Origin of the sequence: Rhodococcus sp. PAE-6 (genome assembly GCF_025290685.1) — a bacterium.
Lineage (GTDB): Bacteria > Actinomycetota > Actinomycetes > Mycobacteriales > Mycobacteriaceae > Rhodococcus > Rhodococcus pyridinivorans.
Window position 1 is genome coordinate 1 of sequence record NZ_JAOCLZ010000012.1, and the last position, 15398, is coordinate 15398.

The window sequence follows — 15398 nt, forward strand, 5'->3', positions numbered from 1 at the left end:
GCGGAGTACCAAAAATATTTGGCACTGACATTCATCGGCACACTGTTGAGTTCTCAAAGAACACGCACACACCATCGATCCCGAACCTTCCGGTTCGTTCACTCCGGGGTGACTGTTCATCAGGAGGTCTCTTCGACCTCCGGGGCCACCGACCTTACCAGAAGAATCGGGGGCTCGTAACCAAGTTCAGGCGCCTTCGTCCAACCTCGTTGTCCCGTTCCTCTCGGCCCGGGTCGGTGTCCGTGTCGCTTTGACCTGGAATAAGTTACGCGAGGATCAACTGCCTGCCAAATCGCCTGGTCAGAGGGGGTAGCCCTCGAGGAAAGCCCAGGTGGATGTCTCCGAAAGGCGCCGACCGGACCGAAATCGCTCCCGGTGACGCCGGACACAGGGCCCGACCAGGGATTTCTCCCTAGTGCGACAGGAGCCGGCCTTCCTCGACACCCACCCGCTCGATGGTTCCGCCGAGCTCCTGGAGGATCTCGACGAACCGCGGATAACCACGGTCGATGTGGTAGACGTCGTGCACTTCCGTGACCCCATCCGCACACAGGCCGGCGAGCACCAGACCTGCGCCGGCACGGATGTCCGATGCCCACACGGGAGCACTCGACAACTGCTCCACTCCCCGCACAACCGCGTGATGGCCGTCGGTGCGGGCGTCCGCACCGAGACGCACCATCTCCTCGACGAACCGGAACCGTGCTTCGAAGACGTTCTCGGTGATCATCGACGTCCCGTCGGCGATGGCCGCGAGTCCGATGGCCATGGGCTGCAGGTCGGTGGGGAATCCCGGATACGGCAGCGTCGCGAAGTTGACGGCACGGGGCCGCTCCTTCTGCACGACATGGAATCCGTCGGCCAAGGGCACGACTTCGGCGCCGGCACTGCGCAACTTGTCCAGCACCAACGCGAGGTGCTTCGGATTGACGCCGCGGACGGCGATATCGCCCCGCGTCATCACTGCTGCGATCCCCCACGTCGCCGCAACGATCCGGTCGCCGATGCACCGGTGCTCGGTGGGACGGAGGGACGAGACTCCCGAGACCCGCAACGTCGTACTGCCCGCACCGGTGATCCGTGCCCCCATGCGGACGAGCATGTTGCACAGGTCGACGATCTCGGGTTCGCGGGCCGCGTTGTCGATGGTCGTGTCCCCCTTGGCGAGGACCGCGGCCATGAGGATGTTCTCCGTCGCTCCCACCGAAGGGAACGCCAGGCGGATGGTGGCACCGTGCAGGTCGTCCGCTTCCGCGACGACGCATCCGTGCTCGATCGACGAATGCGCGCCGAGCAGTCGCAGACCTGCTTGGTGCATGTCGAGCGGACGGGAGCCGATGGCGTCGCCGCCGGGCAGCGCCACGATCGCCTTGCGGCAGCGTGCAACCAGCGGACCGAGTACGCAGACCGACGCCCGGAACTGCCGCACTGCCGCGAAGTCGGCGCGGTACTCCGGTTCGGCAGGCGTCGTGATGCGTACGGCGTCGCCTTCGAGTTCGACCTCGCAGCCGAGTCCACGCAGGACATCGGCCATCAGGGGCACGTCGAGGATGTCGGGGCAGTTGGTGATCGTGGTGGTGCCCTCGGCGAGCAGTGCCGCGGCCATCAACTTGAGGACGCTGTTCTTGGCACCCCCGACGACGACGTCGCCGGAAAGGCGGTTCCCACCTGTGACAAGAAAGCGTTCACTCACAACGACACAGCGTAACGGGCGTGTCCGCAGGAAGAGCAGAGCCGGTACCGTGACGCTCATGGCAGTCCACCTGACACGGATCTATACGCGTACCGGAGACGACGGAACGACGGGACTCAGCGACTTCTCGCGCGTCTCGAAGAACGACCCTCGTCTGGTCGCCTACGCCGATTGCGACGAGACCAACGCGACGATCGGTGTGGCGCTCGCACTGGGAGCGCTCCCGGAACGGCTCGTCCTGGTACTCCGGCAGATCCAGAACGATCTCTTCGATGCCGGCGCCGATCTGTCGACGCCCGTGGTCGAGAACCCGAAGTACCCGCCGCTGCGGATCACCCAGCAGTACATCGACCGGCTCGAGGGCTGGTGCGACGAATTCAACGAGGAGCTGGAACCGCTCAACTCGTTCATTCTTCCGGGCGGCACGCCGGGGGCGGCTCTGTTGCACACCGCCAGGACGGTGGCACGACGTGCGGAACGGTCGGCGTGGGCGGCGGTGGACGCGGCTCCGGACGACACGAACGTCCTGCCCGCGAAGTACCTGAACCGGCTCTCGGATCTGCTGTTCATCCTGGGCCGGATCGCGAACCCGGACGGCGACGTGCTGTGGAAGCCGGGAGCGGGCGCGTGAAGAAGTCCCTCTAGAGGGGGCGGCGGCGCTGCGACCGGCCGTCGGGCCTGGATTCGACCCAGGACATGAAGGCCATCAAAGCTCCGCTGTCGAGCGCGATCTCGTACGAGTCGTCGCGGTCGATCACATCGAGGATCACGATGTCCTCGGTCATGATGTCGAATTCACTGCCTTCTGGCTTCCGTCGCGAACGCACATCGATGCCCTGACGGGTCAGTCGTACGTCGGGTCCGGGCCGAAGGCTCGAAAGCTTGTAGAACGCGAGTGTCTCGTCGCCGTACCGAACGATTCCGTGCCTCCAGCCGGAACCCTCGTTCTGAGGCATCACTCGCAGAATGGCGGCGGTACCCCCGCCGCGCAGGGCGAAGAGGCGGTACAACAAAGCCGCGACGGAGACCGCGAGCAGCACCACAAGGATACTGAGAATCAGAAATCCAGGTGACACTGCTCGTCGGCTCCGTCGCGGCTTCTCGTTGTTCGACGATCAGGCTCGTTCGACAGCCCGCAGGCGGCCGCGGGCCGCTGCGATCTCCGACTCGTCACGATCTGCATCGTTCAGAGTCGACTTGGCTGCCTCGACGTCGATGTCCTCCACGCGGTCGGCGGCTTCGGCGAGCACCGTCACCGTCGTCGCGGTCACCGAGAGGAATCCGCCATGGACGGCCATGACGATCCGCTCACCGTCCGCGGTCCTGACGGACACGACGCCACCCTCGACGAGCTGGCCGAGCACGGGCTCGTGACCGGGCATGATGCCGATCTCGCCCTCGGTGGTCTGGGCGGTGACGAGAGTCGCCGATCCGGACCACACACGCTCCTCGACGGCAACGATGTCCACGCTCATCTCAGCCACGGTGGCCTACTTTCCGGCGATCTTCTTGGCTGCAGCCTCGACGTCGTCGAGTCCACCGCAGCTGTTGAACGCCTGCTCGGGCAGGTGGTCGAACTCGCCCTTGCACACGCGGTCGAAGGCCTCGATGGTGTCGGCGAGCGGCACGACCGAACCCGGCTGACCCGTGAACTTCTCGGCGACGATGAAGTTCTGGCCGAGGAACTTCTGGAGACGACGGGCACGGGCGACCGTGACCTTGTCTTCTTCGGAGAGCTCGTCCATACCGAGGATGGCGATGATGTCCTGCAGTTCCTTGTACTTCTGCAGGATGCGCTTGACCTCGTTGGCCACCCGGAAGTGGTCGGCACCGACGATGCCCGGCTCGAGGATTCGCGAGGTCGACGTCAGCGGGTCCACAGCGGGGTAGATACCCATCTGCGAGATCGGACGCGAGAGCTCGGTGGTCGCATCGAGGTGAGCGAACGTCGTGGCCGGCGCGGGGTCGGTGTAGTCGTCGGCGGGCACGTAGATCGCCTGCAGCGAGGTGATCGAGCGGCCACGCGTCGAGGTGATGCGCTCCTGGAGCTCACCCATCTCGTCCGCGAGCGTGGGCTGGTAACCCACGGCCGACGGCATACGGCCGAGGAGGGTCGAAACCTCCGAGCCGGCCTGCGTGAAGCGGAAGATGTTGTCGATGAACAGGAGCACGTCCTGTCCCTGGACGTCGCGGAAGTACTCCGCCATCGTCAGGGCCGACAGGGCGACGCGCATACGCGTGCCCGGCGGCTCGTCCATCTGGCCGAAGACGAGGGCGGTGTCCTGGAGGACGCCCATCTCTTCCATCTCGAGGTGGAGGTCGGTGCCCTCACGGGTGCGCTCACCGACGCCGGCGAACACCGACGTACCGGAGAACTCACGCGCGATACGGGTGATCATCTCCTGGATCAGAACGGTCTTGCCGACACCGGCACCACCGAACAGACCGATCTTGCCGCCCTTCACGTACGGGGTCAGCAGGTCGATGACCTTGATGCCGGTCTCGAGGATCTCGGTCTTGCCCTCGAGCTGGTCGAAGGCCGGGGGCTTGCGGTGGATGCCCCACTGCTCGCCGTCGCGTCCGGTGCCCGGCGCGTCGAGGCAGTCGCCCAGCGCGTTGAACACGTGGCCCTTGACGACGTCGCCGACGGGAACCGAGATCGGCTTGCCGGTGTCGCTGACGGGGGCGCCACGCACCAGGCCGTCGGTGGGCTGCATCGAGATCGTGCGGACCAGGTTGTCACCCAGGTGCTGCGCGACTTCGAGGGTCAGGGTCTTCGCCACGGACGGCAGAGTGACCTCTGCGTGCAGGGCGTTGAACAGCTCGGGCACGGCGCCACGCGGGAATTCCACGTCGACGACGGCGCCGATGACGCGGACGACGCGCCCGGCAAGGGCCGACGCCGCACCGGCGTTGTTGTCGGTTACTGCTGCGGTCATTGTGGTTCAGTCACTTCCTGCACTCGAGGCGAGCGCACCGGCACCGCCGACGATCTCGCTGATTTCCTGGGTGATCTGGGCCTGCCGGGCCTGGTTCGCCTGACGGCTGAGGGTGTTCACCAATTCCGTGGCATTGTCCGTCGCGGCCTTCATGGCGGTACGACGGGCTGCCGACTCGGAGGCCGCCGCGTCCAGCAGCGACGCGTAGATGCGCGTGCTGATGTACTTCGGCAGGAGAGCCTCGAGCAGAACTCCGGCCTCCGGCTCGAAGTTGTACACGGCCTGCGGTCCCTCGTTGTCCGTGGCGCGGCGTCCGTCGGTGAGCATGTCCTCGCCGAGGTCGATCTCGTCCTCGGTGATGCTCACTTCGAGCGGAGCCATTCTGCGAACCTGGGGGGTCTGGGTCAGCATCGACACGAAGCGGGTGTAGACGATGTGCAGTTCGTCGACGCCCTCGATGGTGCCCTCGCCGTTCGGTGCGGGCACCTCGGTGCCCGAACCCGCCATGAACAGCTCGACCAGGTGACGGCTCGCCTTCGCGGCGTCCGTGTAACGGGGGTCCTGCGAGAAGCCCGTCCAGGCAGCGGCCACTTCACGCTCACGGAACGTGTAGTAGCCGAGGCCCTTACCGCCCATCACGTACAGCACAGGCTCCTTGCCCTCGCTGAGGAGCAGCTGACGCAGCTCCTCGGCTTCCTTGAGGACGTTGGAGTTGTAACCGCCGGCCATACCGCGGTCGCTGGTCACGACCAGCACTGCGGCACGCTTGGGGTTCTCGCGCTCGTTGAGCAGGGGGTGATCCAACGAGGCCGACGCACTCGCCAGCTCGGAGAGCACCTTGGTGATCTCCTCGGCGTACGGCTTGGACGCTGCCACTCGGGCCTGGGCCTTCGTGATACGCGACGTCGCGATCAGTTCCTGCGCCTTGGTGATCTTCTTGGTCGAGTTGACCGACTTGATCCGCGAGCGCAGTTCGCGCAAGTTCGCCATTCGTCGATCACACTCCCTTCACTGGACGCTGGGTCATGGACTCCCCGCTCACTTGCGAACGGTGGTGCGCTTGACGGAGACCTGCTCCTGCTGGATCTCGTCGGCACCGAGGGCCTCGGCCTCTGCCTCGTTCACGACACGGCTGCCGTCGGAGGCGATGAAGCCCTCCTTGAACTTGGCGGTCGCGGCGCGGAGGGCCTCGATCGACTCGTCGGACAGGGCCTTGCCACCGGCGATCTGCTCGTAGACGCCTGCGGCGTTGCGGTGCAGATCCTCGAGGAGCTCGGTCTCGAAGCGACGCACGTCCTCGACCGGAACCGAGTCGAAGACACCTTCGCCGGCGAGGTAGATCGACACGATCTGGTCCTCGACTGCGATGGGCGCGTACTGGTCCTGCTTGAGGAGCTCGACGAGACGCTGACCGCGCTCGAGCTGCGCCTTCGACGCGGCGTCGAGGTCGGAGGCGAAGGCGGCGAAGCCTTCGAGCTCACGGAACTGCGCGAGCTCGAGACGCAGCGAACCGGAGACCTTCTTCATGCCCTTGGTCTGGGCGGCGCCACCGACTCGGGAAACCGAGATACCGACGTTGATGGCGGGGCGGACACCCTTGTTGAACAGGTCGGACTCGAGGAAGACCTGGCCGTCGGTGATGGAGATGACGTTGGTCGGGATGTAGGCCGACACGTCGTTCGCCTTGGTCTCGATGATCGGCAGGGCCGTCAGCGAGCCGCCACCGAGCTCGTCGGAGAGCTTGGCGGAGCGCTCCAGCAGACGCGAGTGCAGGTAGAAGACGTCGCCGGGGTATGCCTCGCGGCCCGGCGGGCGACGCAGCAGCAGCGAGATGGCGCGGTAGGCCTCGGCCTGCTTGGTCAGGTCGTCGAACACGATGAGGACGTGCTTGCCCTGGTACATCCAGTGCTGGCCGAGGGCCGAACCGGTGTAGGGGGCGAGCCACTTGAAGCCGGCGGAGTCGGAGGCCGGAGCCGCGACGATGGTGGTGTACTCCATCGCGCCGTTCTCCTCGAGTGCCTGCTTGACACCCGCGATGGTCGAGCCCTTCTGGCCGATCGCGACGTAGATGCAGCGGACCTGCTGTTTCGGGTCGCCGGTCTCCCAGTTCGCCTTCTGATTCAGGATCGCGTCGATGCAGACGGCGGTCTTGCCCGTCTTGCGGTCGCCGATCACGAGCTGACGCTGGCCACGGCCGATCGGGGTCATCGCGTCGATGGCCTTGATGCCGGTCTGCAGCGGCTCCTCGACCGGCTGGCGCTCCAGCACGGTCGCGGCCTGCAGCTCGAGGGCGCGGGTCTCATCGGCTTCGATGTCGCCGAGGCCGTCGATCGGCTGACCGAGCGGGTTCACGACGCGACCGAGGAAGTTGTCGCTCACCGGCACCGACAGAACGTCGCCGGTCCGCTTGACTTCCTGGCCTTCCTCGATGGTCTGGAAGTCGCCCAGGATAACGGCACCGATCTCGGTGGCCTCGAGGTTGAGGGCCACGCCGAGGACGCCACCGGGGAACTCCAGCAGCTCGTTGGCCATCGCCGACGGCAGACCGCTGATGTGCGCGATGCCGTCACTGGTGTCGACGACCACGCCGACCTCCTCGCGGGAGGCCTCCGGGGAGTAGCTCGCGGTGTAATTGTCAATCGCGCTACGGATCTCGTCGGAGGAGATCGTCAGCTCCGCCATGTTCTTCCTGCTCTCGGTATCTGGTCTTCGAAAAGATCTATGTGTGTGTTCGGTAGTGGACTACGTGAGGCTCTTGCGCACTGCAGCGAGTCGACCCGCGGCACTACCGTCGATGACCTCGTCGCCCACCCGGACGACCAATCCACTGAGAAGCTCGGGATCGACCTCGACGTGAACCGTCACAGGCTTCCCGTAGATGCGGGTCAGGGTCGCGGTGAGCCGCTCCTCCTGCTTCGCATCGAGCGGTGCCGCGCTGCGGACGTGCGCGACGGCACGGTCCCGCTGGGCCGCGGCGAGCGCCGACAACTCGTCGAACGTCTCGGCCGGCGACTTGCTCAGCCGACCGACCGCGTGGACCGCCAGCGCCTCGGTGACTGCGGTGACCTTGCCGTACAGCAGGCGCGTCAGCAGATCACGCTTGGCCGAAGCCGGGGTGCTGCGATCCGAGAGCGTCTGCTCGAGCTCCGGGTCGCCTGCCACGATGCGACCGAGGCGGAACAGTTCGTCCTCGACGGTGTCGAGCTGGTCCTGGTCCGCTGCGGCCTTCAGCAGTGCCTCACGGCCGAGCTGGACGAGCGAGTCGGTCAGGTCGGACTGTGCCGACCAGTCCTGCCCCGCTGCGGCCTTGACGGTCGCGAGGGTCTGGGCCGAAACCTTGCCGCCGAAGACCTGCTCGGCCAGCCGCTCGCGAACGGCAGCCGGGGCCGAGGCGTCGGCCAGCGCGGTCCGGAGGGCGCGCTGGCTGTCGAGCGCCTCGACCACCGAGAAGAGTTCGGAACCGGCCTGAGCCGCAGCGGCAGTCGCGGCACCCGAGCCCAGGGCGGACTGCAACGCGGAACGCGTATGAGCGAGTGCCTCACGGCTTGCTGCGTACATGGTGCTCACTTTCCGGATGCAGAGTCAGCGCTGAGGGAGTCGAGTTCGTCGAGGAACCGATCGATCGAGCCGGCACGCTTCACGTCGTCCGCGAGCGCTTCGCCGAGGATCTTCTCGGCGAGATCCACGGAGCTGCGTCCGAGATCGCTACGCAGCTCGGCCACGATCTGCTGGCGCTGGGCCTGCAGCTGGTTGTGACCGGCGGCGACGATACGGTCGCTCTCCTCTTGGGCCTGCGCCTTCATGTCGGCGATGATCTGCTGGCCCTGTGCACGGGCCTCTTCACGGATCTGCGCCGCCTCGGTGCGAGCCTCGGCGAGCTGGCTACGGTACTGCTCGAGCGCGGCCGCAGCCTCCGCCTGAGCTTCCTCTGCCTTCTTGATGCCGCCTTCGATCAGCTCCGAACGCTCGTCGAGCACCTTCTGGAACATCGGAAGCACGAACTTCCAGAAGACGAATCCGACGAGGATCAGGGCGACCAGCGACCAGACGATGTCGTATGTCGCGGGGAGAAGGGGATTGGGAGTCTCCCCTTCCTCTGCCGCGAGGATCAGGATGCTGTCAGCCATTGTGATCGTCGGATCAGAAGATGAAGCCGGCGACGATGCCGATCAGCGCGAGGGCCTCGGTGAAGGCGATACCGAGGAACATCGTGGTGCGCAGCTGGCCGGCCATCTCGGGCTGACGAGCCATGCCCTCGATCGCCTTGCCGACGACGATGCCGATGCCGATGCCGGGGCCGATGGCGGCGAGGCCGTAGCCGATGGCGCCTGCACCCGAGATCGTGGTCTCCTGGGCGAGGACGTCTGCTGCCTGAAGCGCAACGCTCATTGGTGTTCCATTCCCTTTCTTGTGGCTCGGCCCCGGGAGTCGGCAACCGAGTCAGTCTTTGTGTAGATGTGGGTCGTGCCGTTCGTCGAGCTAGTGCTCTTCGGCGTGCAGGGCCAGGTCGATGTACACCGCGGTGAGCAGCGCGAAGATGTAGGCCTGCAGGACGATCACCAGGAGCTCGAAGAAGGTGAACGCGATTCCGCCGATGAGAGAACCGATGCCGAACACCTTCATGAAGCCGTCGGAATCGAAGAAGAAGAACTGCGTGGCACTGAAGAACAGCACGAGCATGATGTGACCGGCCAGCATGTTGGCCATGAGACGAATGGTCAGCGTGAACGGCCGCAGAATGAACGTCGAGACGAACTCGATCGGGATCACCAGCACGTGGAGAGCGGGCGGCAGGTTCGGGATGACGATGCTGCTCTTGACGTAGCGGAAGAATCCGTACTTCTTGATGCCCACATAGTTGAAGACGATGTAGGCGAGTGCCGCGAGCACGATCGGCATACCGATTCGTGCGTTGGACGAGATGTTGAGGAACGGGATGACCGATGTCAGGTTCAGACCGACCACCAGGAAGAAGATGGTGACGATCACCGGGAGGAACCGGCGTCCCTGTTCCTTACCGAGGATGTCCTCGGCGATGTGGATCCGGACGAAGTCGAGCATGATCTCGGCGACGTTCTGCACGCCCCGCGGCACGATCTTCGGACTCCGCAACGCGAAGAAGAAGAACAGCGCGACGATCAGGGCGACGGCGACGCGGATGAGCATCAACCGGTCCATCTCGAAGGGGGTTCCTTCGAACAGGACTGCCGGTGGGAAAAAATCAGCTAGTGACGGCGCGTGGAATTCTCCGGCTGCCAAGGTGGTGACGCTCAGCGCTCTCTCCCGTAGTCGGCCGCAGGCATGCCGTCTGCGGTTCGATCGGACATTGACGATCCAGAAGTCGACCAGGTCGGCTCGCGTATTCGCCAGTGGTCCGAACCGCGTGAACGGTCCCGCTTCCTGCCGGTGTCGGCGACTCTCGTCGACTCGGCGGCCATTTGAACACGACCGCCTACGAAGTCACAACTGCGCACCCTCTTCGAACCCGATGCGGGCAGCGTCACTCTCGTAGAACTCACCCTACCAACTGCTCTACGACAGTGCGTAGGTGGGTTCCTACGTGGGGGGTTATGGACAAGCGGTGCTACTACCGATCGTCGTTGTCGGATCCGGACGACGCCTGGGGATCGACGTACAGGGCACGTTGCGAGAGCACCCCGTAGGTCTCGGCTCCCAGAACGATGACCAGGGCGAACACGATGGTGAGGACGAGCGCGTTGCGGTTGTAGAAGTCGAGCGAGTCGAGCGAGCCCATCACGACGATGGCGAGGATCAGCTTCAGCAGCCAGGTGCCGAGAAGTACGGCTCCGGCGGTCATCGCCGGCATCTTCGACGTCAGGAGAACGCCGAGTGCGGTGAAGAGGATGAACCCTCCGCCGACGGCCGCTCCGATGAGTGCACCCCACAGACCGGGCATCCCGGCGACGAGCACCGAGATCACCGACGCCACGACGGCGAGCGCGAGAAGACCGAGGGCGCCGTACCGCACGGCCGCGCGCATCGGCGCGATCGGGTCGGGCAGCGAGGGCAGGCCGTGGTCGGGTTCGGGATGATCCGGGTTCGTCACGATATCCGAGCCTAACCGACCTCTCGGGAGTGCTCCGGCGGCGTCTCCCCCGACTCGTCGTGCCGCCGCAGCGACGGCACAGCGGTCACGACGAGGGCGAACACGAGACCGCCCGCGAGGATCAACACCACCGCCCGCCGGTCGAGCAGCGAGGAACCGACAGCCCCGAAGGCCAGGATTCCGACCCACAGGTAGAGCAGCAGCACCACGCGACGGTGCGAGTGCCCGATCTGCAGCAGGCGGTGGTGGAGGTGCATCTTGTCGGGGCTGAAGGGGCTGACGCCGGCCCGGGTGCGCCGCACGATCGCGAGGAGCAGGTCGAGGATCGGGATGAACATCACGGCACCGACCAGGATCAGCGGCGAGAGCAGACCGAGCAGGTCGCGCGAACCGTAGGCGCTGAGCGGGATGAGGCCCGAGGCGCTTGTGGAGATTGCGGCGAGCATGAGACCGATGAGCATGGACCCGGAGTCGCCCATGAAGATCTTGGCGGGTTGGAAGTTGTGCGGCAGGAAGCCGAGGCAGGCGCCGGCGAGGGCCGCGGCCATGAGGGCCGGCGGGTAGGCGGAGACGTCGCCGCCCTGATCGAGCAGCAGACCCACGGAGAACGCGCAGATCGCGAGTGCGGCGATGAGACCCAGTCCGGCCGCGAGTCCGTCGAGCCCGTCGACGAAGTTCATCGCGTTGATCGTCACCGCGGCGACGGCGACGGTGATGAGACCGCCCTGGAGCTGGTCGAGTACGAGTGTCGAGGCACTGAACGGGTCGTAGATGACGATCCAGCTCACGCCCATGATCACGAGCACGCCGGCCGCGGTGACCTGGCCGACGAACTTGGTGAGCGCGTCGAGTCCCCACCGGTCGTCGACGATGCCGACGACGACGATGATCGAGGCCGCGGCGAGCGCCGCCCCCATATCCGGGGTGAATTCGAAACCCCTTGTCAGGGCAGGCAATTGCTGAGCGAAGACGATTCCCGCGACGAGGCCGATGTACATGCCGACCCCACCCATCCGCGGGGTCGGGGTCACGTGCACGTCGCGGTCGCGGGGAACGGCGACCGCTCCGAACTTCAGCGCGAGGATCCGCACCACACCGGTCGCGAGGAAGGTCACCACCGCGGCGGTGAGCAGGACGAGGAGAAGCTCCCGGATGGGAACGCCGGCGCCGCGCCCGGCCTGGGCGAGCAGTACGGCGGTGGTGTCGGCTGCAGTCACGTGCTCCGTTCCTCCGCCGCTACTCCCCGCCGGACCGAAGGCGCTCGGGATCGTCACCGAGCACCTCCGCGAGTGCTTCGGCCGTCACCGCGCCTTCGCGCAGGATGCGCGGGCGGTCGCCCGTGAGGTCGACGATCGTCGATGCGACCCCGTGCTCTGCCGGGCCACCGTCGAGATAGACACTCGCCGATGCTCCGAGTTGCTCGCGCGCCTCGGTGACGTTCGTGGCGGGGGGCCGACCGGAGACGTTGGCGCTGGAGACCGCGAGCGGACCGACCTCGCGCAGCAGTTCCAGGATGACGGGGTGCAGCGGCATGCGGAGCATGACGGTGCCGCGGGTGTCGCCGAGATCCCAGGCCAGGGACGGTGCCTGGTGCACCACGAGGCTGAGTCCGCCCGGCCAGAACGCGCGGATCAACTCCCGCGCCTCGGGACGCACCGAGGCGACGAGACCGTCGATGGTCGTCCAGGAGCCGACGAGGACCGGCACCGGCATGTCGCGGCCGCGCCCCTTCGCGCGCAGGAGCGCCGTTACGGCGTCGGAGTCGAAGGCGTCGGCAGCGATGCCGTACACCGTGTCGGTGGGTACGACGACGAGTCGTCCGGCCTTGAGTGCGCCGCGCGCCGCGTTGAGTCCGGCGGCGCGCGAAGCTTCGTTGTTGCAGTCGTACACGGTGCTCACGCGCTCATCCTTCCACTTCGGCCGCAATCGGCACCGGACGGGTCCTGCCCGTCAGCCGTCCGCCGCAGACCGTACCGACTTCATGCGGTCGGCCTCCACCGACGTGGGAACACGGTGCGCGGTCACGAAGCGGGCCTTCCCGGCGAGGTCGGGGTGCCGCACGACGTCGCCGAACACCCGACGCTGCTCGAACAGTTCGGCGACCAGCAGGCTGTGCGTGTCGTCGTGCTCGACCGCTGCCGCTCCCCCGATCCGCAGCCACCGCGCAATGTTGGAAACCATGGGCCGGATGACGGACAGTCCGTCCGCTCCCCCGAAGAGCGCCGAGTGCGGATCGTGTTCGACCACCTCGGGTTCGAGGTCGGCTCCTTCCGGGATGTAGGGCGGGTTGGCGACCACCAGGTCGACACTGCCTTCGAGGTTGGTGAGCAGCATGCGGTCGGTGACATCGCCCTGGTACAGCCGGATCGGGGTGTCCCCTTCCTCCGCGCGGGTCTCGGCGTTCCGACGCGCCCAGGCGAGAGCCTTCGCTTCGAGTTCGACGGCGTGGACCTCGGCGTCGGGACGCGCATGCGCGATCGCCAGCGCCAGCGCGCCGGATCCGGTGCACAGGTCGAGGACGACCGGGTTGCGGCTGCCGTGGCGTTCGAGGAAGGCCAGCGCCCAGCCGAGCAGCAGTTCCGTCTCGGGTCGCGGGACGAACACCCCCGGCCCCACTGCCAGGTCGATCTCCCCCATCGGCGAGGTGCCGGTGATGTACTGCAGAGGAATCCGCTTCGCCCGCTGTTCGACCATCGAGCGGTAGGCGTCGATGGTCGTCGCCTCGACGAGCGGGACCAGACCGAGTCGCCCGCGCTCGATGCCGAGCAGGTGCGCTGCGAGAAGTTCGGCGTCGACCCGGGGACTCGGGACTCCGGCTTCCTCGAGGACCGATGCCGCTTCGATGATGGCCAGGCGCAGAGGTTGACGGCTCACGCCTTACAGCGTGCCACGACCTCGTACCTGCACTACGCCGAGGTAGCCCTCGCATTGCACGCAGAACACCCGGACCGGACATCGAGGGTGTTTCCGACAACGTGATTGACGGCACGGCGGGATGGGCACCCGAACGAGGACCGATACCTTCCGGTCGGTTTCATCGACAGAAAGGGATTGCTCCATGAAGACGCGGACTGTGCGTGGAATCACCGTCCTTGCCGCTGCGGGTGCGACCGCCTTCGCGGCCCCTGCTCTCGCGAGTGCCGAGCCCATCGACTTCCAGCCGATCCCCATCGGATGCCCGGCGGGTATCGGCGTGGTCGACACGGAGACCGCTCTCGCCGAGGAGGACGCGGAGCCCGGCCAGATCGAGTACGAGATCGAGCAGGAGGGCAGCGGAGGAGGCCAGATCAGCTGGGTGAACCTGAGGACGCTGCAGCTGGGCGGTGGTGTCCTTCCGGACGCAATCGACGAGGAGGAACCTGCCGTCGCTCTCCAGACCGGTGACGGACTCGTCGTCAGCGCAGTCTGGGGTGCCCATCAGAACGCCGGCGGCGAGGGCTGCTTCCTGCTGCCGGGCGTCGATCTCACGAACGTTCCACCGGCGGCGGTCGAGGACGGCGAGGCCGGTCAGGGCGACGACACTCCTGCCTGATCCCCTGGCGACGAGCCCGGTTCGCGGTTACTCCGCCGCGAGCCGGGCCTCTCTGTCTGCGGCGCCCAGGGCGTCGAGCAGTGCGTCGAGTTCGCCGTCGAGCACCGCGTCGAGGTTGTGGGACTTGAAGCCGATGCGGTGATCGGTGATCCGGTTCTCCGGGAAGTTGTAGGTGCGGATGCGCTCCGACCGGTCGACGGTCCGGACCTGGCTGGCGCGACCCGCTGACGCCTCGGCCTCGGCAGCTTCTTCGGCCGCTGCCTGCAGGCGCGCCGCGAGGACCTGCATCGCGCGGGCCTTGTTCTGCAGCTGCGAGCGTTCGTTCTGGCAGGTCACCACGATGCCGGTGGGAAGGTGCGTGATGCGCACAGCAGAGTCGGTGGTGTTGACACCCTGACCACCCTTGCCGGACGACCGGTAGACGTCGATGCGCAGGTCGCTCTCGTCGATCTGCACCTGCTCGACCTCGTCGGGCTCGGGGTAGACGAAGACGCCGGCCGCGGAGGTGTGCACGCGTCCCTGCGACTCGGTGACGGGCACACGCTGGACGCGGTGCACGCCGCCCTCGAACTTCAGGCGGGACCACACGCCGTCGCGCACGTCGGTCCGCGACTTGATCGACAGCGTGACGTCCTTGTAGCCGCCGAGATCGGAGTAGGTGGCACCGAGGACCTCGACGCGCCAACCGGCACGTTCGGCGTAGCGCGTGTACATCCGGGTGAGATCGCCGGCGAACAGGGCGGATTCCTCGCCGCCCTCACCGGACTTGACCTCGAGGACCACGTCGTCGCTGTCGTGCGGGTCGCGCGGGGCGAGCAGGTCGGTGAGCGAGCGGTCGAGCTCGGCGACCTGCGCCTCGAGGTCGTCGACCTCGGATGCGAAAGTCGCGTCGTCGGCGGCGAGTTCGCGCGCCGCCTCGAGGTCCTCGCGGGCCTGCTTCAGAGCGTTGTAGGTCGACATCACGGGGGCGAGTTCGGCGAACCGCTTGCCCACCCGACGCGCTGCCGCAGGATCGTCGTGCAGCGACGGGTCGGACAGCTGCTGCTCCAGACCCGCGTATTCGGCCAGGATGTCGTCGATGGCCGACGGCTTGGTCTGCCCCGCCATGAGTGTGCTCCGCTCTGATTTCGGTCTTGCAATGAAAAAGCCGACGCCCGGCCTGCACGA

The 15398-nt window shown here is 66.6% G+C and carries 17 protein-coding genes; 2 read left to right on the forward strand and 15 right to left on the reverse strand.

Annotated elements, in window-relative coordinates:
• Positions 1-412: 412 nt before the first annotated feature.
• Positions 413-1693: a UDP-N-acetylglucosamine 1-carboxyvinyltransferase gene (murA, locus tag NVV99_RS20600; RefSeq protein WP_024103708.1), complete on the reverse strand. Its 1281-nt coding sequence runs from the start codon at positions 1691-1693 to the stop codon at positions 413-415.
• A gap of 58 nt (positions 1694-1751) precedes the next feature.
• Here murA and NVV99_RS20605 point away from each other — a divergent pair, with 58 nt between their 5' ends.
• Positions 1752-2324: a cob(I)yrinic acid a,c-diamide adenosyltransferase gene (locus NVV99_RS20605; RefSeq protein WP_024103707.1), complete on the forward strand. Its 573-nt coding sequence runs from the start codon at positions 1752-1754 to the stop codon at positions 2322-2324.
• 10 nt (positions 2325-2334) lie between these two features.
• On the opposite strand, the gene NVV99_RS20610 is transcribed toward NVV99_RS20605, so the two are convergent.
• The 13 genes from NVV99_RS20610 to prmC form a co-directional block, all read right to left on the reverse strand.
• Entirely contained in the window at positions 2335-2769 is a 435-nt protein-coding gene (locus NVV99_RS20610) for a DUF2550 domain-containing protein (protein ID WP_024103706.1), read from the reverse strand.
• A 39-nt stretch (positions 2770-2808) separates the two neighbouring features.
• Entirely contained in the window at positions 2809-3177 is a 369-nt protein-coding gene (locus tag NVV99_RS20615; RefSeq protein WP_006552597.1) for a F0F1 ATP synthase subunit epsilon, read from the reverse strand.
• Between the two features lie 6 nt (positions 3178-3183).
• On the reverse strand, positions 3184-4632 hold the full coding sequence (gene atpD, locus NVV99_RS20620; protein ID WP_016692470.1) for a F0F1 ATP synthase subunit beta: 1449 nt from the start codon (positions 4630-4632) through the stop codon (positions 3184-3186).
• A gap of 6 nt (positions 4633-4638) precedes the next feature.
• On the reverse strand, positions 4639-5622 hold the full coding sequence (locus tag NVV99_RS20625; RefSeq protein WP_006552595.1) for a F0F1 ATP synthase subunit gamma: 984 nt from the start codon (positions 5620-5622) through the stop codon (positions 4639-4641).
• Positions 5623-5670: 48 nt separating this feature from the next.
• Positions 5671-7314 carry a F0F1 ATP synthase subunit alpha gene (gene atpA / locus NVV99_RS20630; RefSeq protein WP_006552594.1) on the reverse strand — a complete coding sequence of 548 codons (1644 nt, stop codon included), beginning with the start codon at positions 7312-7314 and terminating at the stop codon, positions 5671-5673.
• 60 nt (positions 7315-7374) lie between these two features.
• A complete protein-coding gene (locus NVV99_RS20635; RefSeq protein WP_024103705.1) occupies positions 7375-8190 on the reverse strand; it encodes a F0F1 ATP synthase subunit delta in 816 nt (271 codons plus the stop codon).
• A gap of 5 nt (positions 8191-8195) precedes the next feature.
• Positions 8196-8759: a F0F1 ATP synthase subunit B gene (locus NVV99_RS20640; protein ID WP_006552592.1), complete on the reverse strand. Its 564-nt coding sequence runs from the start codon at positions 8757-8759 to the stop codon at positions 8196-8198.
• 13 nt (positions 8760-8772) lie between these two features.
• Entirely contained in the window at positions 8773-9021 is a 249-nt protein-coding gene (locus tag NVV99_RS20645) for an ATP synthase F0 subunit C (protein ID WP_006552591.1), read from the reverse strand.
• Between the two features lie 90 nt (positions 9022-9111).
• Positions 9112-9810, reverse strand: coding sequence for a F0F1 ATP synthase subunit A (gene atpB / locus NVV99_RS20650; protein WP_006552590.1), 699 nt, complete (start codon positions 9808-9810; stop codon positions 9112-9114).
• A 409-nt stretch (positions 9811-10219) separates the two neighbouring features.
• Positions 10220-10699, reverse strand: coding sequence for a hypothetical protein (locus tag NVV99_RS20655; RefSeq protein WP_006552589.1), 480 nt, complete (start codon positions 10697-10699; stop codon positions 10220-10222).
• An 11-nt stretch (positions 10700-10710) separates the two neighbouring features.
• Positions 10711-11916 carry an MraY family glycosyltransferase gene (locus tag NVV99_RS20660; protein WP_006552588.1) on the reverse strand — a complete coding sequence of 402 codons (1206 nt, stop codon included), beginning with the start codon at positions 11914-11916 and terminating at the stop codon, positions 10711-10713.
• A gap of 19 nt (positions 11917-11935) precedes the next feature.
• Positions 11936-12598, reverse strand: coding sequence for an L-threonylcarbamoyladenylate synthase (locus NVV99_RS20665; RefSeq protein ID WP_024103704.1), 663 nt, complete (start codon positions 12596-12598; stop codon positions 11936-11938).
• A gap of 51 nt (positions 12599-12649) precedes the next feature.
• Positions 12650-13573 (reverse strand): peptide chain release factor N(5)-glutamine methyltransferase, encoded by a 924-nt coding sequence (gene prmC, locus NVV99_RS20670; RefSeq protein ID WP_024103703.1) that lies wholly within the window; start codon positions 13571-13573, stop codon positions 12650-12652.
• 184 nt (positions 13574-13757) lie between these two features.
• Between prmC and NVV99_RS20675 the strand changes: the two genes are divergently transcribed.
• Entirely contained in the window at positions 13758-14231 is a 474-nt protein-coding gene (locus NVV99_RS20675) for a hypothetical protein (protein WP_006552585.1), read from the forward strand.
• Positions 14232-14258: 27 nt separating this feature from the next.
• Here the strand turns inward: NVV99_RS20675 and prfA are convergent, their stop codons facing one another.
• Positions 14259-15338, reverse strand: coding sequence for a peptide chain release factor 1 (prfA, locus tag NVV99_RS20680; protein ID WP_024103702.1), 1080 nt, complete (start codon positions 15336-15338; stop codon positions 14259-14261).
• Positions 15339-15398: the final 60 nt, after the last annotated feature.